We start from the raw sequence: 18,093 nt of genomic DNA, 5'->3' as shown, positions 1-18,093 counted from the left end.
CACCGGCATAAATATTTTTCGGTGGCAATATACTAAGTTCAAAGAGATGTGAAGAATCAAAGGTGCAGTGCGTTAAACATGGCTAAGCGAAAATTTTATGACTGTCGGCTTATCGGAAGGTTACAAAGTTTATTTCTTGTGTTCAACCCTTGCAAAATGAAGGCTTGTGTTAAGTTTTGCACTGCTATCAACAATACACCAGATACAAAAAAGCGCCTCAAAGGCGCTTTTATCGTTAACAGTTCAGCTAAGTCCAAATTAGATTTTTTTGAACAATAACGAACCGTTAGTGCCACCAAAACCAAACGAGTTACATAAACCGTATTCGAATTTATGATCACGAGCAGTATGTGGTACAAAGTCTAGGTCACAGCCTTCATCAGGGTTATCTAGGTTCAACGTAGGCGGGATCACTTGATCTCGTAACGCTAACAAGGTAACAATCGCCTCAACTGAGCCTGCAGCACCTAATAGATGCCCTGTCATTGATTTAGTCGAACTTACCGTCAAATCATAGGCATGCGCACCAAATATCGATTTAACTGCGGCCGCTTCAGCTTTATCGCCAGCTGGCGTAGAAGTACCATGTGCATTGATGTAGCCTATTGATTCACGAGCTACTTTAGCATCATCAATCGCATTAGCCATCGCTGCAGCTGCACCAGCACCGTCACTTGGTGGAGACGTCATATGAAACGCATCACCACTCATACCAAAACCAACTAGCTCACCATAAATAATGGCTCCACGGGCTTTAGCGTGCTCGTACTCTTCCATTACCATCACACCAGCACCATCACCAATAACAAAACCATCACGGTCTTTATCCCAAGGGCGGCTCGCGGCAAGAGGATCATCATTTCGAGTTGAAAGCGCTTTTGCCGAGCCAAAGCCTGCAACCGCTAATGGGCAAGTGGCGTCTTCAGCGCCGCCAGCTAGCATGACATCAGCATCGCCATAAGCGATTGTACGAGCAGCAAAACCAATGTTGTGCACACCGGTTGTACACGCAGTGGTAACAGCAAAGTTAGGACCTTTCATACCGTATTTAATCGATAAATGACCTGAAATCATGTTAATGATGGTACTAGGTACAAAGAAAGGAGATACTTTACGTGGTCCACCTTTAAGCAATGCTTCATGGTTTTTTTCAATCAGAGGCAATCCACCCATGCCGGCACCAATGGCAGTACCAACCCGATTAGGATCCATCTTTTCCATATCTAAACCAGAATCATCTATCGCTTGGATCCCCGCTGCCATGCCGTATTGGATAAATAAATCCATTTTACGAGCATCTTTACGTGACATGTACTGTTCGACCTCAAAGTCTTTAACAGAGCCACTAAAACGAGTGGTGAATTCACTAGCATCAAATTTGGTTATGGGTGCAATACCACTTTGTCCTGATACTAGGGCTTTCCATGTAGAATCAACAGTATTGCCCACAGGGCTTACTAAGCCTAAGCCAGTTACAACGACACGACGTTTAGTCACGCTATCACCTTTATCTATTTAAAAATGAATTGTTATGATAGTACTGATAACTTTGAACTACCAATACCTTAACGAACCAAGCCTGATTGGTGTATTGAAGCAGAAACGAGGAAATATTGCTTAAAGACTTACAACAACCAGCGGTTTTTACAAACAAAAACAGGCGACATAAATGCCGCCTGTTTTCAGAAATTCTAGATTACTGATTCTTAGAAACGTAATCGATCGCTGCTTGAACAGTAGTGATCTTTTCTGCTTCTTCATCAGGGATTTCAGTATCAAACTCTTCTTCTAGAGCCATAACCAATTCAACAGTGTCTAGAGAATCTGCACCTAAATCGTCAACGAAAGATGCTGCTGATTTAACGTCTTCTTCTTTAACGCCTAGTTGTTCGATGATGATTTTCTTTACACGTTCTTCGATGTTGCTCATTGTTTTTCTTTCCTATTCAAATTACGCACTTGCGCAAGTTTTCGAGTATTTTATTGAATTTGGCAGACAATGCAAGCTTAACTTTTGTGGTCTAACCACAAAAATTGTTCACATTTGATGCAGATCACCTCTGAAGAGAGCTGATAGTCTACCGTTCCATTAAACCATGTACATGCCGCCATTCACGTGGAGAGTCTCTCCAGTGATATATGCAGCAGAGTCTGACGCTAAAAAGAGAACTGCGTTAGCAATTTCTTGCGCCTGCCCAAGTCTTTCCATCGGTACTTGCGACATAATCGCTTTTTGCTGGTCTTCAGTCAGCTCATCAGTCATGTCAGTCTGGATAAATCCAGGAGCAATAGCATTCACTGTTATTTGACGAGATGCAACCTCTCTAGCAAGAGATTTTGTAAATCCAATTAATCCCGCTTTCGCTGCACAGTAATTTGTTTGGCCTGGATTGCCCATGGTTCCTACCACAGAGCCAATATTAATGATGCGACCATGGCGCTTTTTCATCATTGGACGCATAACGGCTTTTGAAGTGCGAAATACTGATGTTAGATTTGTATCTATAATATCTTGCCACTCATCATCTTTCATTCGCATTAACAAATTGTCACGTGTAATACCGGCATTATTGACGAGGATATTAACATCACCCGCTTTTTCTTTAATAGCAGCAAACAACGCTTTAACCGAATCGCCATCAGTAACGTTTAAAACAAGACCATGACCATTATCACCAAGGTAAGCTTGGATCGCTTCAGCGCCACGCTCGCTTGTTGCAGTACCAATAACGATTGCACCTGCAGAAACAAGTGTTTCAGCGATTGCACGGCCAATCCCACGGCTAGCACCCGTTACGAGGGCTACTTTCCCAGTCAAATCAAAACTTACGCTCATCAGATTTCCTTATTCTGTCAATGCTGCGAAGGATGCAGCATCGTTAATCGCTTTAGCGGTAAACGATCGATTAATACGCTTAGTTAGGCCAGTCAGTACTTTTCCTGGACCCATTTCATACAGGTTAGAAATACCTTTGCTTGCCATTAGTTCTACAGATTCAGACCACCTTACAGGGCTGTATAATTGACGCACTAATGCATCTTTTATATCTAGCTCAGCAGTTGGGCATGCAACATCAACATTATTAATAACAGTAACTAAAGGAGCCTTAAACTGAATGTCAATTAGCGCTGCCGCTAACTTATCAGCAGCAGGTTTCATTAACTGACAATGCGATGGCACACTAACAGGTAATGCAACGGCCATTTTAGCCCCATTCGCTTTACATAATGCAGCAGCACGTTCGGTCGCTTCTTTTTCGCCAGCTATAACCACTTGTCCAGGGCTATTGTAATTAACAGGGCTAACAACAGAGCCTTGAGCGGCTTCTTCACATGCTTTAGCTATAGCGTCATTATCTAAACCAATAATCGCAAACATAGCACCGGTTCCAGCAGGAACCGCTTGTTGCATTAGCTGACCACGAAGCTCAACTAATTTTATCGCTGCTTCAAACTCAATGACACCGGCACACACCAATGCAGAGTATTCTCCTAAACTATGACCAGCCATCACCTTTGGTAAAGCCTTTCCCGAAGCAACATATGCACGGTATATTGCAACACTTGCAGCTAATAAAGCTGGCTGTGTTTTATCCGTTTCATTCAGTGTTTCAACAGGACCTTGCTGCACCAGCTCCCAAAGATCATAACCTAGAACCTGACTAGCTTGGGCAAACGTTTCACCAATAATCGGCTGATTTTCAGCTAACTCAGCTAGCATACCAACGGCTTGTGATCCCTGTCCAGGGAATACAAAAGCAGTATTTTCCATATTTATTTACCTTTCACATCCACGCCTTGAACTGGCGACAATTAAAAACGAACTAAAGCACTTCCCCAGGCAAACCCTGCACCAAAGGCTTCAAGTAATAACATTTGACCACGCTGAATACGACCATCTCTTACTGCTTCATCTAATGCAATTGGCACCGATGCAGCAGAAGTATTGCCATGTTTTGCTAACGTCAGTACTACCTTATCAAGACTCATATCTAATTTCTTGGCCGTCGCCTTAATAATTCTAAAATTAGCCTGATGTGGAACTAACCAGTCAATATCTGATTTATCAACATTATTTTGGCGCAAGGTTTCTGTCACCACGTGTGATAACTGGGTAACAGCAACTTTAAACACATCGTTACCCTTCATCGTCAAGTAACCGTTGTTTTCAGTAGATTCACCTAAGCGTGGTGGAAAGGCACATTTAAGCAGTTCACTCTGACGTCCGTCTGAATAGATATGCGTCGAAATGATGCCCGGCTCTGTTGCTGCACCGATAACTGCGGCGCCAGCACCATCACCAAATAAAATAACCGTTGAACGATCTTTAGGATCGCACAAACGTGAAAGCACATCGGCACCAATAACAAGTACGTTACGAGCTACGCCAGACTTTACGTACTGATCTGCTATTGATAGCGCGTAAACAAAGCCTGAACAGGCAGCAGCAATATCAAATGCAGGAATGGTATGTATGCCTAACATAGCTTGAATTTCACAAGCCGCAGCAGGAAAAGCGTTGTTAGCACTTGTAGTCCCACAGACTATCATATCGATTTCGCTAGCTTCGATACCCGCCATTTCAATCGCTTTTAAGGCCGCTTGATAGCCCATGGTAGAAACGGTTTCATCAGACGCAGCAATTCTACGTTCTGAAATACCAGTACGCTCAACAATCCATTGATCAGTGGTCTCAACCATCTTTTCAAGATCTTGATTAGTGCGCACTTGCACCGGTAGATAACTACCAGTACCAAGAATTTTTGTATGCATAAGGAATTTTTCAGCTATTTATGTCTAAAAGAATCGACTCTAGACGATCTTCAATCATCTGTGGGAGTCGACGTTGCGCTTCGGTTACTGCTAGGTTTATCGCTTGCAAAAAAGCAGTTTCATCGGCGCTGCCATGACTTTTTACTACTATTCCGCGCAATCCTATCAGACTTGCACCATTATAGTGGTCGGGGTTCATCTGATTAAGCAGAGAATGGACACGTGGAGCTATTAGTTTAGCTAAAAGTTGTACAAAAAAACCTTTCGAGAGGCTTTTTTTCAACTGGTGAACGAGTAGGCGTGCAATTCCTTCAGACGCTTTCAAGGTGATATTACCTACAAAGCCATCACAGACAATCACATCGACATTTCCTGAGTAGATTTCATCTCCCTCAATAAAGCCCGTGTAATTGATTTGTGGAACTTGTTGTAATAACCGACCAGCTTGTTGAACCTGGTCATTCCCCTTTATTTCTTCGCTACCCACATTAAGCAGGGCCACTTTGGGTGCCTCTGTTTTATCAACCGTTTCACTCAAAACAGATCCCATTACCGCAAATTGAAACAGCGTTTCAGAATCACATGAAACATTCGCACCAAGATCAAGCAGGTACACAGGGGTATTATTTACCGCCGGTAAACAACTGACAAGAGCAGGTCTATCAATGCCTGGTAATGTTTTAAGAATAACTTTAGACATCGCCATTAACGCGCCAGTATTGCCAGCACTAAGACATGCCTGAGCTTTGCCATCTTGAACCATATCAATCGCCAGTCTCATTGAGCTCTGTTTACGATTTCTAAGGGCATGCACAGGCCGATCAGACATAGTGACAATTTCTGTCGTATGTTCAATCTCAATGCGATTTCTAATCTGGGGTTCAGCGCAAGTTAAATATTCGTCAATTTGGGGTTTGTCGCCCACAAGTACGATTTTTAAGAGGGGGTTTAAGCGAAGTGCCTGCAAAGTTGCAGGCACTGTGATGCGGGGACCAAAGTCGCCCCCCATCGCATCTAACGCAAGCGTCAGACTTGTCATAAGGGAATCAACAAATTACTTGTTGATAACCTTTTGACCACGGTAAAAACCATCCGCAGTCACATTGTGACGAAGGTGAAGTTCACCACTCGTTGAATCCACTGATAATTGAGGTGTGCTCAAAGAATCATGTGAACGACGCATTCCGCGCTTTGAACGAGATTTTTTGTTCTTTTGTACAGCCATTGGCCCTGTCTCCTAGATTACTTGCTCTTCAGTTTTTCTAACACTGCAAACGGATTTGGACGCTCCTCTTGAGCGGGTTCGATTTCGCCTACGACTACGTCTTGATTACCTTGATGACAACTTTCATTCTCATGCATGGCAATCAAAGGCATACCGACTATCAATTCATCTTCGATCAATTGATGCAGACGAACTTCGCCAATTTCATTGCACTCAATAGGCTCATACACATCCGGGAGCTCATCGATTTCAGCTTGGGTCTTACAAAGACCAAAACTAAACTCGACCGTAACCTCAGTGGTAAATAGTGTCATACAACGTTGACAATCCAGAGTGAGCTCCGTCACAGCCTTCCCGCTAAGGTAGACTATCCCCTGTATATCTACGCCACATTCAATCGACACTGCCACATCAGAACAGTCGCCGGCACATAATTCATTTAATCGCTTTAACTGCTTACCAGGCACCAAACCTTCGTATGAAAGTTGGCTTGTGGCAGCCCGAACGGGATCAATTGAAACCGGTATCTTTACTGTTTGCATAAGGCGCGCATATTACCGTGAAATTTCGCAAAGTCAATACCCTCATAAGATTGCATCGAAAATTTGCTCACTTCATCGGTCAAGTGAGTTGTTAGGTGAGCGCATTGTACAAGAAAGGTGGCTGTCATTACATCAAATTTCATATCAAATTGAGTTTAAGTGTTCGTAAATCAATCGGCTTAATCGGGAATTGAGAGTTCGTCCCAACTAACACCATAGATGCACTAAGAATTAAGCGTATGACTAAAGATAGACGATCTAAACAACCACGCGATAATTTAAACGTAATAATCCAAATTGACTCCCCAAGTGAACCTTAAACCGTTACTCAGTAATGTCTCGTCATCAATTTAATATGAATACTGCCTCTATGTAGTAGTAATCTTTACCTTAAACGCTCCTTTAACGTCAGTTGTGTGCCTCAAAACATTATAAAACCAGCCTGTTGATGCTTTTGGTTCAAGCCTGTCGGTGACATCTAACTAATGATTGCGAGCACCACTGTTCATTTGAGTTTTACCTCTACCATAAAATCAAGATAATCCATACCACCTCCAGACAGGCCATCGTAGTTATGTCCAAGTTAACTCACCAGATAAGTAGAGCCTTCAAGGTGTAGTACTAAATCAGTGTTTTTTCATTTCGATACATGCTGGATAAACAGTTCATCAGCAAATGAAAACTTGCTTATGCCATTAATGATTAGCGACAATAGCATTAATTACTTCGATAGCGACGTTAAGGTCTCACTATGTCAAAACCCATCATATTGGCTTCTACCTCCCCTTTTAGAAAGCAACTATTAGACAAGCTCAATCTACCTTTTGATACCTGTTCTCCAGAAGTAGATGAAACCCCTTTAAAAAATGAGTCGCCAACAGCATTAGTGTTAAGGTTAGCCAAGCTAAAAGCTGCAGCTGGAGCGATGCAGTTTACCAACGGAGTAGTGATTGGTTCAGATCAAGTTGCGGTTGTTAACGGTAATATAATAGGCAAACCACTCAATCGAGAAAAGGCGATTGAACAACTGAGCCAAGCCAGTGGACAGGCAATCACCTTTTACACTGGGCTCGCTGTACACGACATACAATCAGGCCAGGTCGACGCTATCGTTGAACCATTTGTTGTACATTTCAGAACATTATCGCTTGCAGCCATTACTCGCTATATAGATATCGAGCAGCCTTTCTACTGCGCAGGCAGTTTCAAATGTGAAGGTTTAGGTATCGCGTTATTCGAGCGTTTAGAAGGTAAAGATCCCAATACGCTGATTGGCTTACCATTAATATCCTTAATTGACTTACTACATCAACAAGGAGTTGAAGTACTGTAGCGACCGCAATAGAGCGTTCCGCAGTTTCATGGCTAATTATACAGCGGTAATGCTCGCAATAGACTAAAGTTTATCAATACCGTAGCAGCGACGAGTAGAGACTTAACACCTAAATAAGTGTTCTTTTGGTTTTCTCCTACTTTAAAACGTAACGGAGCTTGAAACTACTTTATGACCGATATTGAAGAGGCTCTAGCATTAATAGCAGCCCCCTGTACCGATAAGCTCTTTTTTACAAAAGCTCTAAAAGCACTAGCGCTTGTAACGCGGTGCCGCTGGGCGGCTTTTGGCAGACTATCGAGCAAACCCGGTTATGGAGAAATCATCGCCTTTTGTGACGGTGATAAAAGCATGCCTGGATTCGAATTTAAGTTAGCTGGAACCCCTTGCGAACAAATGTATACCGCTGGAGCCATTCAACATCACGTGCTTTACACTGATAACCTTCAAGTACACTTTCCCAATTTCAAACTGATCAAAACATTGGGCGCGCAAAGTTACCAAGCAGAATTAATTTTAGATGATAATGGTGCGCCTCTAGGTCATCTTTTTGTCTTGGATTGCTTACCGCAAACAGCCAATGTCAAAGCCAATGAATTTTTTCGGCTCCTCGCCCAGCGAATAGGTGTAGAGTACAGCCGCCATACAGTGGTCAAAGAGCTCTTGCGTAATACCGAGATGATAGCCTCCTCGAAACAATTCATGTCTTTTGTCGACACCAATTATTGCTATCAAGTGGTATCAAAAGGCTATGAGTCACTCTTTGGACTCTCAAACGCAGAAATTATTGGTCAACATGTTGCATCATTACATGGGCAGGCTGTTTTTGAATCAAAGATAAAACCCTTACTCGACCGCTCATTTGAAGGCCAAGAGCTCATTGACCAAATTTGGATCCACCCACCAAAAATGGACAAACCAATCTATATCAATGTACACCATAACCCTTACTACGATGCACAAGGCGTGATTACAGGTTCAATTATTTCGGCGCATAACATCACTGAGATCCAACAAGCAAAAGATCGTATTGAATATTTAGCCAACCATGACAGTCTCACAGGCCTCGCTAACCGGCGTAACTTGTTTGCTCAAATGGAGCAGCGGCTTGAGCAAACCAAAAATGTCTGTTTCAGCGTTGGCATCATCTATCTTGACCTAAATAACTTCAAGCAGATCAACGACAGCTTTGGTCATAACTTAGGGGATGTGGTGCTTAAAAAGGTCGCCGAATTACTAAAAGTAGCAACTATGCAGACTGATACGATTGCAAGAATGGGTGGCGATGAATTTATTATAGTAACCAGTCTGGAGTGTGTAGACAATAAAGCAGAAGCTTTACATGCGTTAAAAGTCTACAGCGAAAAAATTAACAACATATTAGATAGGCACGTAGTGACAAAAAAACACTCGATAAAAATCAGTGCCAGTGTTGGAACTCACCTAGTAACGGATCCCAACACAAAAGTATCAACACTGATAAACCAAGCTGACCACGATATGTTCAAAGCAAAAAAGAATATCGTTTGAAAGCAAAACTGTTTTACTAACCAAACATTAAATGACTAAAGTTTGTTTTAATGCTTGTTAAATTAAAACTTTACTTGCTTAAAACATCCAACAATTGCAATGGGGCATGAATAATTGCTTTTGGTTTTGCTTCAATTAATCTTTCATGACTATGAGCGCCATAACTAACCCCAACTGAATCAATACCGGCATTATTTGCCATATTTAAATCATGTATCGAATCACCTACCATTAAAGCGTGTGCAGGCTTAACCTTTAACTCATCAAGTAACGCATGCAACATGTCGGGGTGTGGCTTACTTTTCGACTCATCAGCACAGCGAGTAGATTCAAAGTGATGACCCAAGCCTGATTCTGATAAAACTCGGTTCAAACCACTACGCCCCTTACCGGTAGCAACAGCCATTCGATAGTCTCGCGCCGACAACTCGTTTAATAGTGACTCACAGCCCTCAAATAATGGACTTGGAGTACTATTTAACGACAAATAATGTTGTTTATATGACGCCAACATGGATTCGAAGTGAACAGGGCTCAACCGAGGATAAAGCACGCTTAGTGCTTCATTCATCGACAAGCCAATAATATCTCTAACCGCTTTTTCAGTGGGTATAGTCAACGATAATGAGCTAGCCATTTGCTGCATACAGTTCACAATTTTACTGACCGAGTCCATCAAAGTCCCGTCCCAATCAAATATGACTAACTCATACGGCTTCATATTTTTTTCAACTTCCCTAACGTTTCTTCTAGAACCGGATCGAGCGGTGCATTTACCTGCATGATCTCATTCGTGTCTGGGTGAATAAACCTCAGTTGAGCAGCATGTAGGAACAACCTATTTAGGCCATGCTCTCGCATCGCGTTATCAAATTTTTGTTCACTGTACTTCTCATCACAAGCAATAGGGTGACCAGTATATTGACAATGCACACGAATTTGGTGAGTTCGTCCAGTGATCGGGCTAGCTTGAACTAGCGTTGCATCACTGTAACGTTGCATGATTTTAAAGCGAGTTTCAGACTCTTTACCCTCTTTATTCACTCTAACAATGCGCTCACCTGATTTTAGAGTCAGCTTTAATAAAGGGGCTTTAACTGCTTTATCATGCTTCTGCCATTCGCCTCTTACGAGTGCCAAATAGTCTTTTTGCATTTTTTTCTGTCTAAGTTGATCATGTAAATGCTTTAGCGCACTGCGCTTCTTAGCAATAAGCAACAAGCCAGATGTGTCTTTATCTAAGCGGTGTACCAACTCTAAAAACTTTTGCTGAGTTCGGAGCGACCGCATTGCCTCGATAACGCCAAAATCAACACCACTACCACCATGAACGGCAATAGCAGATGGCTTATTGAGTACGATAATAAATTTATCTTCATAAATAATGCGATCTTCTAACTGCGAAACTTTAGTCAATTTAGCAGATGGACCAGGACGACCTTCTGATTCAGACACTCGTACAGGCGGTATACGTACGATATCTCCATCTTGTAGTTTATATTCAGGTTTTATACGCTTTTTATTAACCCTAACCTCCCCTTTACGTACAATCCGGTAGATCATACTTTTAGGAACGCCTTTCAATTTAGTTAATAAAAAATTATCAATACGCTGTCCGGTATGGTCCTCATCAATGGTAACCATTCGAACTTCTTGCTTTGGAGATGGAGTATTCATGCTGTGCCGCTATGTGTTTCGTTACCGCACATTGTACAACAAGTGAAAAGAATTGTGCCTTTTCAATTGCTGATTTTATCTATTATTGGTATATTTCTCTCGCTAAGGGGGATAACCAGTGGATAAAGTATTCACAAATCGCCCTAGCACGACGTTAAAGCATGAGACTAAAAACGTTTACAGTTTGATCGTAAATAATTGATTTACAGGTCGTTGTATCAATCAAAAGGCTAATAAGAAGGCCTTCACGACTAAATCAAAGCGTAAACCCAGCTTACAACTGGTTTCTCTGCTCAAAACGCCCCAATTTCGAATAATAATTTTAGCTTGTCGTCAGACGCTACCATTTCGAATTGGCATTACTGGAAAGTATTTAAGAATTTATGGGGTTGGTTGACGTTTTACAACGAATTCCTTGTTTTTGTAAACATTAAAAAATAAGCCATAAATAGGATGCGACACGCAGAGAATGCGTCTAACAGCAATGCGCACCTTGCCTAGAGACTGACCGTGAGGTTTTGTTTTTTAATCCTAGGCCCGTAATGCAATGAAAGAAGTATCGTTTGATGACCCTTATAAAGAAGAATTACGTCATCATGAAACGGATGTTAATCAATGCAACTCAATCTGAAGAGTTGCGCGTAGCCCTAGTTGATGGGCAACAATTATATGATCTAGATATAGAAAGCCCAGGTCACGAACAAAAGAAAGCCAATATCTATAAAGGGACGATTACTCGTGTAGAGCCGTCTTTAGAAGCAGCTTTTGTTGACTACGGAGCTGATCGCCATGGCTTCCTGCCTTTAAAAGAAATTGCTCGCGAATATTTCCCTAAAGGTTACTCTTTCCAAGGCCGCCCTAACATTAAGGAAGTGGTTAAGGAAGGACAAGAAGTCATCATCCAAATTGATAAAGAAGAGCGCGGTAATAAAGGCGCAGCTCTAACAACCTTTATCAGTCTTGCTGGTTCTTACTTAGTATTAATGCCAAATAACCCACGTGCGGGCGGTATTTCTCGCCGTATTGAGGGTGACGAACGTACTGAGCTTAAAGCCGCACTTTCTGAACTTGATGTTCCACAAGGTATGGGCCTTATTGTCCGTACAGCCGGTGTTGGTAAAGACCCTGCTGAATTAAAATGGGATCTTAAAGTATTACAACATCACTGGGCTGCAATTAAAGAAGCAGCTGAGAGCGCACCTGCACCGTTCTTAATCCATCAGGAAAGTAACGTTATTGTACGTGCGATCCGTGATTACTTGCGTCGTGATGTAGGCGAAATATTAATCGACCACCCACGTATTTATGAAGAAGCTAAAGAGCATGTATCATTAGTACGTCCTGACTTTGTCGAGCGTATTAAACGTTACGATGCTGAAGTACCACTATTTACACACTACCAAATTGAAACGCAAATTGAGTCAGCGTTCCAACGTGAAGTGCGTTTACCGTCTGGTGGTTCAATTGTTATCGATCCAACAGAAGCATTAACCTCTATTGATATTAACTCCGCTCGCGCTACAAAAGGCGGTGATATTGAAGAGACAGCACTAAATACTAACTTAGAAGCAGCAGATGAAATTGCACGTCAATTACGTCTACGTGATTTAGGTGGTTTAGTCGTTATCGATTTCATCGATATGACACCTGTACGCCATCAACGTGAAGTTGAAAAGCGTATGCAAGACGCCGTACATCACGACAGAGCACGTGTTCAGTTAGGTCGCATTTCTCGCTTTGGTTTGATGGAAATGTCACGTCAACGTTTACGCCCTTCTTTAGAAGAATCTGCCGCGCATCTTTGTCCACGCTGTCACGGCCAAGGCACCATTCGTGGTACCGAGTCATTAGCACTATCAATCTTACGTTTAATGGAAGAAGAAGCCATTAAAGAGAACACATTGCAAATTGAAGCGATTGTGCCGGTTGATGTTGCAGCGTTCCTGTTGAACGAAAAGCGCAAAGCTATTCGAATCACCGAACAACGCCACAATGTTGAAGTGTATGTGATCCCAGATCCAAACATGACCACTCCAGACTACCGCGTAGTGCGTCATCGCAAAGATGATCAAATCAGTGAGTCTAGCTATAAGCTGCTTGAGCAAGAAGAGACTAAGCTATACGAACCTCGTAAACTTGAAAGAGCTGCGCCGCCAAAACCGGCACTAAAAGGCTTTGCAACTCCTAAATCCGCAGCACCAACAGAAAGCAAACCTGTAGCAGCAAAAGCATCTGAACCTGGGTTATTTGCAAAAATTGCAGCGGCAATTAGCTCACTATTTAGCAGTAGTGAAGAAGCTAAAACAGAGACTAAACAGCCAGAGAAGACTAACCGTAACAGTCAAACTCGTAATAATGCACGTCGTAATAACCCACGCCGTAATGAGTCTCGTCGCAACCGCAATGAAGGTCGTAACGATAAAGAACAAACTGGCGACAAGCGTACTAAAAACACTCGCAATGACGCTGATACACGTTCAAAACAAGACGACAAACGCCAACAACGTGTAGAAAAGCCAAGCAAGCAGGCTAAAACAAACACTGAGGCCGCAGAGCCGAAGCAGGAAGCTGCACGTGAACGTCGTCAACGTCGTAACATGCGTCGAAAAGTGCGTGTCAATAACGAGAAAAATGAAACAAAAGCAACCGCCGCAAATGCTGAAGTTGTTGAGCAGACAAAAAAATCTGTCGAAGATAAGCCTGCTCGTCCAAAGCGTAAACCAAGAGCGAAAGTAGAATCAGTAGAGACAACTGATAACACGGCTGTTGTTGAAACAAATACAGCGGTTACTGCTGAAGCAACTCAAACAGCTGAAGTTTCTACGCCGAAAGAAGACAAGTCACGTGAGCCTCGCGAAGGTCAACGTAGAAGCCGTCGTAGTCCACGCCATCTTCGTGCCGCGGGACAACGTCGTCGTCGTGACGAAGAGCAGCCAACTGATGGAAACAGCTCTGAGCCAGCAGCATTTACACCTAACGCTCCATATGAGCCAACAGAGCAAGTTCAGTCTGTTGAAGTTGCAGCTACCACAGTAAGTGAGCCAAAAATTGATACTCCGACTGTAGAAGTGAAAGCGGAAACCGAAACGACACAAACTGCACCAGTAAAAGGTAAAGCAAACTCGATGGCGAGTTCGTCTGCGATGAACACATCACCAGTGTATAAGCCAGCAGCTGAAACTAAACCAGTCGTTGAAGCTAAACCTGCAGCTGAAGCTAAACCTGTAGTTGAAGCTAAACCTGCTGTTGAAGCTAAACCTGCTGTTGAAGCTAAACCTGTAGTTGAAGCTAAACCTGCTGTTGAAGCTAAACCAGCCGTTGAAGCTAAACCAGTCGTTGAAGCTAAACCTGCTGTTGAAGCTAAACCAGTCGTTGAAGCTAAACCTGTAGTTGAAGCTAAACCTGCTGTTGAAGCTAAACCTGCTGTTGAAGCTAAACCTGCTGTTGAAGCTAAACCTGCTGTTGAAGCTAAACCAGCCGTTGAAGCTAAACCAGTCGTTGAAGCTAAACCAGTCGTTGAAGCTAAACCAGTCGTTGAAGCTAAACCAGTCGTTGAAGCTAAACCAGTCGTTGAAGCTAAACCTGTCGTTGAAGCTAAACCAGTCGTTAAAGCTAAACCAGTCGTTGAAGCTAAACCTGTCGTTGAAGCTAAACCTGCTGTTGAAGCTAAACCTGCAGTTGAAGCTAAACCTGCAGTTGAAGCTAAACCTGCAGTTGCAGCGAAAGCTGCATCAGCGCCAATGGCAAAACCTGCAGCAATCAAACCTGCTGAAACTAAAGAAGCTGAAGTTGTCGCTAAGCCCGTTACCACGCAAACTAAGCCGGCAGCGAAGCCTGCAAGTCGTTTTGGTTCAATGGTAATGTCTGAAACAACTAAGCCAGTTGTCAATGCAAGAGAAAGTATCGCGACACCAACCGGTCGCCAATATGAAGCCTCTGAGCAATCTGACGAAGTAAAATCTAGAGTTGCCAATAGCGCTAATTCGGATATGTCCCGTACATAACCTATACTGTTGCTAAGCGCAAAAGCCATGCTTAAGAGCATGGCTTTTTTATTTGAAAGCGACGCGAATTTTGATAATATTCGCGCCCGTTACTTATTCTTATCCTACAAATTGTTAACAGAGGCTCAATGTTCGATCTTATTCGTCACAAAACTGCCAGTTCGCGGGCAGACTTACTTTCGGGCTTAACTGTAGCCCTCGCTCTAGTACCAGAAGCGGTTGCTTTTGCATTCGTAGCTGGTGTAGAACCAATGGTCGGTTTATACGCAGCCTTTATTATGGGGTTGATCACTGCACTTATTGGCGGTCGTCCAGGTATGATTTCAGGTGCTACCGGTGCAATGGCCGTTGTGATGGTCGCACTTGTCGCAGAACACGGCGTTCAGTACCTATTTGCTGCAGTTGTGCTGGCTGGTCTAATACAGGTCTCGGCAGGCTTACTTAAGCTCGGTAAATTTATTCGAATCGTACCTTACCCAGTCATGATAGGCTTTGTGAATGGCTTAGCAATTGTCATTTTCTTAGCTCAGCTAGGTCAATTTAAAACTCCAGACGCCAATGGCGTAATGAACTGGTTACCACAAGATCAAATGCTATTAATGTTAGGCCTTGTTGCATTAACAATGGCCATTATTCAGTTTTTACCTAAACTGACCACAGCAATCCCATCATCACTAGCTGCAATTTTAACCGTGACATTATTGGTTACCTTCTTAAACCTGGATACTCGCACCGTACTTGATTTTCTAAAAGCGATGAGTGGTGATGAATCTGCAACAATTGCCGGAAATTTACCCACTTTCTCAATCCCTGCGGTTGAGTTTAGTTTAGAAACACTTTATATCATATTACCTTACTCGCTAATTTTAGCTGCTGTAGGCCTGATTGAGTCACTATTAACATTGACTGTTATCGACGAAATGACTGGCACTCGTGGCCGTGGTAATAAAGAATGTATTGGCCAAGGCGTAGGTAACATCACTAGTGGCTTCTTTGGTGCAATGGGTGGCTGTGCGATGATTGGTCAATCAATGATCAACATTAACTCTGGTGGCCGTGGTCGTCTATCTGGTATAGCAGCAGCGGTAGCGCTACTTGCTTTTATCTTATTTGGTTCATCATTAATCGAAATGATCCCATTAGCGGCGCTTGTCGGCGTGATGTTCATGGTTGTGTTAGGCACATTTGAATGGGCAAGCTTTAAGGTGATGCGCAAAGTACCTAAGCATGACGCATTTGTGATTATTCTTGTGACCGTAGTAACTGTATTTACCGACCTTGCGTTTGCCGTATTTGTTGGTGTGATTGTCTCTGCGCTTGTATTTGCTTGGGAACATGCAAAGCACATCAACGTTGATATTTGTGAAGATGATAATGGCAGAAAAATCTACAAGCTTAATGGACCTCTGTTTTTTGGTTCTGTTGCCGAGTTTTTAGAACTGTTTCATGCTAAAACAGACCCAAATGATGTAATTGTGGACTTCCAAAACTCACGAGTATGTGATCACTCAGCACTTGATGCGATTGATACTTTAGCAGAGCGTTACGTCAGCGCAGGTAAGACATTACACCTACGCCACTTAAGTAATGACTGTAAAAAGTTATTACATAAAGCTGGTGACTTGGTTGAAGTAAACTTAATTGAAGATCCAAGTTACAAAATTGGCGATGATAAACTTGATTCATAAGGCTTAAGCCCAGCTTCAACAAAAAGACGAGCTCAATAGCTCGTCTTTTTTGTATTCGCGCTCACTACATTATATAGGGTCATTTTTAAGTAACTTAGCAAATAGTGCTTTTACTTTATCCACTTTCGGTTTTATAACTATCTGGCAATAAGGTTGTTCACCATGATGCTCAAAGTAGTCTTTATGGTAATTTTCTGCTGGATAAAAATGATTGAGAGCTGTCACTTCTGTTACAATTCTGCCCTGCCAAATTCCAGCATTAGATAACTCAACGAGCATGTTATTAGCTGCCTCGGCTTGCTTTTCATTATGAATGAACACAACTGAGCGATATTGTGGACCAATGTCATTGCCTTGCCGATCCAACGTTGTTGGATCATGGCTTTGCCAAAACACCGCTAACAGCGACTCGTAACTGATAATATTCGGGTCAAACTGCACTTGCACCACCTCTACATGCGCCGTTGTGCCATTGCATACCGCCTTATAGTTTGCATCTTCAGCAGTACCGCCAGCATAACCAGGCACCACGGTTTTTACCCCTGCTAAAGCTGAAAACACAGCTTCAGTGCACCAAAAACAACCACCGCCAAACGTAGCTAAATCATATGAAAGGCCTGGTATGACATTTGTAGGTTTAAAAATCAGCGATATAGAATTAACACAATGCCGAATGTTTTTTGGTGTTAAAAACTCCCCTTCAAACACATGACCCAAATGTCCTTCACAGTGTGCGCACACAATTTCAATCCGTTCACCGTCAGCATCAATATTACGCTTAACTGCTGCCTTAATTTCATCGTCAAATGCTGGCCATCCACAATGGGCATTAAATTTAGACTCAGAGCGATACAAGGGAGCATTGCATTTTTTACAACAATAAATGCCCTCAGCATCATGGTTGACATACTCTCCACTAAAAGGCCTTTCTGTGCCTTTTTGCTCAATAACGTATTTTTCAAAATCTGTCAGGTTCGTCATAGTCACTCTCTGGTTTCAATCTATTCCCGTCACAGTCACCGAAAGTCTAGTTAGCTATCGTGGTTTACACCTGCTTAAATTAATTTGCGCCGATGGACCCAATGACTATTCTAGTTATCACCATGGCATTATTTTTCATTCAATTCTAGATATATTGGTTAGCCGCTTATCAAGTATTACAGTGTTTACTATAAACCCATATAAACACTGGCTCACGCTAACAACGAGCCCCGCAAAGATTCAACTAAAGTGGATCGATTAGCCACTTTCAATCAGTTTTGTAACCTCACTTGCCATTAATATTGCTAATATTGGTAGCTTAAACCGTTAAAACCGCCTT

Annotated in this window: 15 protein-coding genes; 4 read left to right on the top strand and 11 right to left on the bottom strand. The window is 42.5% G+C overall.

From position 1 onward, the window contains the following. Positions 1-258 precede the first annotated feature (258 nt). The 8 genes from fabF to yceD all read right to left on the bottom strand — a co-directional run bounded on the left by fabF (position 259) and on the right by yceD (position 6,540). Positions 259-1,497 carry a beta-ketoacyl-ACP synthase II gene (gene fabF, locus RGE70_RS07375; protein ID WP_310470844.1) on the bottom strand — a complete coding sequence of 413 codons (1,239 nt, stop codon included), beginning with the start codon at positions 1,495-1,497 and terminating at the stop codon, positions 259-261. A 199-nt stretch (positions 1,498-1,696) separates the two neighbouring features. Continuing rightward, positions 1,697-1,930 (bottom strand): acyl carrier protein, encoded by a 234-nt coding sequence (gene acpP / locus RGE70_RS07370; RefSeq protein WP_011496723.1) that lies wholly within the window; start codon positions 1,928-1,930, stop codon positions 1,697-1,699. Between the two features lie 159 nt (positions 1,931-2,089). Further along, positions 2,090-2,836 carry a 3-oxoacyl-ACP reductase FabG gene (gene fabG / locus RGE70_RS07365; protein WP_310470843.1) on the bottom strand — a complete coding sequence of 249 codons (747 nt, stop codon included), beginning with the start codon at positions 2,834-2,836 and terminating at the stop codon, positions 2,090-2,092. 9 nt (positions 2,837-2,845) lie between these two features. After that, complete coding sequence (gene fabD, locus RGE70_RS07360; protein ID WP_310470842.1) at positions 2,846-3,772, bottom strand: ACP S-malonyltransferase; 927 nt, start codon at positions 3,770-3,772, stop codon at positions 2,846-2,848. A 41-nt stretch (positions 3,773-3,813) separates the two neighbouring features. Continuing rightward, a complete protein-coding gene (locus RGE70_RS07355) occupies positions 3,814-4,773 on the bottom strand; it encodes a beta-ketoacyl-ACP synthase III (RefSeq protein WP_310470841.1) in 960 nt (319 codons plus the stop codon). A 10-nt stretch (positions 4,774-4,783) separates the two neighbouring features. Beyond that, positions 4,784-5,812 carry a phosphate acyltransferase PlsX gene (gene plsX / locus RGE70_RS07350; RefSeq protein WP_310470840.1) on the bottom strand — a complete coding sequence of 343 codons (1,029 nt, stop codon included), beginning with the start codon at positions 5,810-5,812 and terminating at the stop codon, positions 4,784-4,786. A gap of 15 nt (positions 5,813-5,827) precedes the next feature. Continuing rightward, the gene (gene rpmF / locus RGE70_RS07345) at positions 5,828-5,998 is read right to left on the bottom strand and encodes a 50S ribosomal protein L32 (protein ID WP_012142966.1); all 171 of its coding nucleotides are present in this window, start codon (positions 5,996-5,998) and stop codon (positions 5,828-5,830) included. Positions 5,999-6,015: 17 nt separating this feature from the next. Continuing rightward, entirely contained in the window at positions 6,016-6,540 is a 525-nt protein-coding gene (gene yceD, locus RGE70_RS07340) for a 23S rRNA accumulation protein YceD (protein ID WP_310470839.1), read from the bottom strand. A 751-nt stretch (positions 6,541-7,291) separates the two neighbouring features. Between yceD and RGE70_RS07335 the strand changes: the two genes are divergently transcribed. Together RGE70_RS07335 and RGE70_RS07330 are read left to right on the top strand one after the other, a co-directional pair. Next, a complete protein-coding gene (locus RGE70_RS07335) occupies positions 7,292-7,873 on the top strand; it encodes a Maf family protein (RefSeq protein ID WP_310470838.1) in 582 nt (193 codons plus the stop codon). Between the two features lie 171 nt (positions 7,874-8,044). Continuing rightward, positions 8,045-9,403: a diguanylate cyclase domain-containing protein gene (locus RGE70_RS07330; protein ID WP_375087913.1), complete on the top strand. Its 1,359-nt coding sequence runs from the start codon at positions 8,045-8,047 to the stop codon at positions 9,401-9,403. Positions 9,404-9,473: 70 nt separating this feature from the next. Here RGE70_RS07330 and RGE70_RS07325 read toward each other — a convergent pair whose 3' ends face one another. After that, complete coding sequence (locus RGE70_RS07325; RefSeq protein WP_310470836.1) at positions 9,474-10,124, bottom strand: HAD family hydrolase; 651 nt, start codon at positions 10,122-10,124, stop codon at positions 9,474-9,476. Further along, positions 10,121-11,080 (bottom strand): 23S rRNA pseudouridine(955/2504/2580) synthase RluC, encoded by a 960-nt coding sequence (rluC, locus tag RGE70_RS07320; protein WP_310470835.1) that lies wholly within the window; start codon positions 11,078-11,080, stop codon positions 10,121-10,123. Before rluC ends, RGE70_RS07325 begins: the two co-directional genes overlap by 4 nt. A 596-nt stretch (positions 11,081-11,676) precedes the next feature. Here rluC and rne point away from each other — a divergent pair. After that, positions 11,677-15,084 (top strand): ribonuclease E, encoded by a 3,408-nt coding sequence (gene rne, locus RGE70_RS07315; RefSeq protein ID WP_310470834.1) that lies wholly within the window; start codon positions 11,677-11,679, stop codon positions 15,082-15,084. Between the two features lie 128 nt (positions 15,085-15,212). Next, positions 15,213-16,772 (top strand): SulP family inorganic anion transporter, encoded by a 1,560-nt coding sequence (locus RGE70_RS07310; protein WP_310470833.1) that lies wholly within the window; start codon positions 15,213-15,215, stop codon positions 16,770-16,772. Between the two features lie 69 nt (positions 16,773-16,841). On the opposite strand, the gene RGE70_RS07305 is transcribed toward RGE70_RS07310, so the two are convergent. Next, the gene (locus RGE70_RS07305; protein ID WP_310470832.1) at positions 16,842-17,753 is read right to left on the bottom strand and encodes a bifunctional methionine sulfoxide reductase B/A protein; all 912 of its coding nucleotides are present in this window, start codon (positions 17,751-17,753) and stop codon (positions 16,842-16,844) included. Positions 17,754-18,093 lie beyond the last annotated feature (340 nt).

The sequence above is a fragment of the Shewanella youngdeokensis genome (assembly GCF_033180165.1).
GTDB classification, from domain to species: domain Bacteria; phylum Pseudomonadota; class Gammaproteobacteria; order Enterobacterales; family Shewanellaceae; genus Shewanella; species Shewanella youngdeokensis.
This window is presented reverse-complemented; position numbering and strand designations above follow the sequence as displayed.

Coding starts and splice junctions, on each gene's coding strand:
- RGE70_RS07330 (WP_375087913.1), top strand. CDS start 8,045: ATGACCGATATTGAAGAGGCTCTAGCATTAATAGCAGCCCCCTGTACC.
- rluC (WP_310470835.1), bottom strand. CDS start 11,080: ATGAATACTCCATCTCCAAAGCAAGAAGTTCGAATGGTTACCATTGAT.
- RGE70_RS07335 (WP_310470838.1), top strand. CDS start 7,292: ATGTCAAAACCCATCATATTGGCTTCTACCTCCCCTTTTAGAAAGCAA.
- RGE70_RS07305 (WP_310470832.1), bottom strand. CDS start 17,753: ATGACGAACCTGACAGATTTTGAAAAATACGTTATTGAGCAAAAAGGC.
- rne (WP_310470834.1), top strand. CDS start 11,677: ATGAAACGGATGTTAATCAATGCAACTCAATCTGAAGAGTTGCGCGTA.
- plsX (WP_310470840.1), bottom strand. CDS start 5,812: ATGACAAGTCTGACGCTTGCGTTAGATGCGATGGGGGGCGACTTTGGT.
- RGE70_RS07325 (WP_310470836.1), bottom strand. CDS start 10,124: ATGAAGCCGTATGAGTTAGTCATATTTGATTGGGACGGGACTTTGATG.
- fabG (WP_310470843.1), bottom strand. CDS start 2,836: ATGAGCGTAAGTTTTGATTTGACTGGGAAAGTAGCCCTCGTAACGGGT.
- RGE70_RS07355 (WP_310470841.1), bottom strand. CDS start 4,773: ATGCATACAAAAATTCTTGGTACTGGTAGTTATCTACCGGTGCAAGTG.
- yceD (WP_310470839.1), bottom strand. CDS start 6,540: ATGCAAACAGTAAAGATACCGGTTTCAATTGATCCCGTTCGGGCTGCC.
- acpP (WP_011496723.1), bottom strand. CDS start 1,930: ATGAGCAACATCGAAGAACGTGTAAAGAAAATCATCATCGAACAACTA.
- fabD (WP_310470842.1), bottom strand. CDS start 3,772: ATGGAAAATACTGCTTTTGTATTCCCTGGACAGGGATCACAAGCCGTT.
- RGE70_RS07310 (WP_310470833.1), top strand. CDS start 15,213: ATGTTCGATCTTATTCGTCACAAAACTGCCAGTTCGCGGGCAGACTTA.
- rpmF (WP_012142966.1), bottom strand. CDS start 5,998: ATGGCTGTACAAAAGAACAAAAAATCTCGTTCAAAGCGCGGAATGCGT.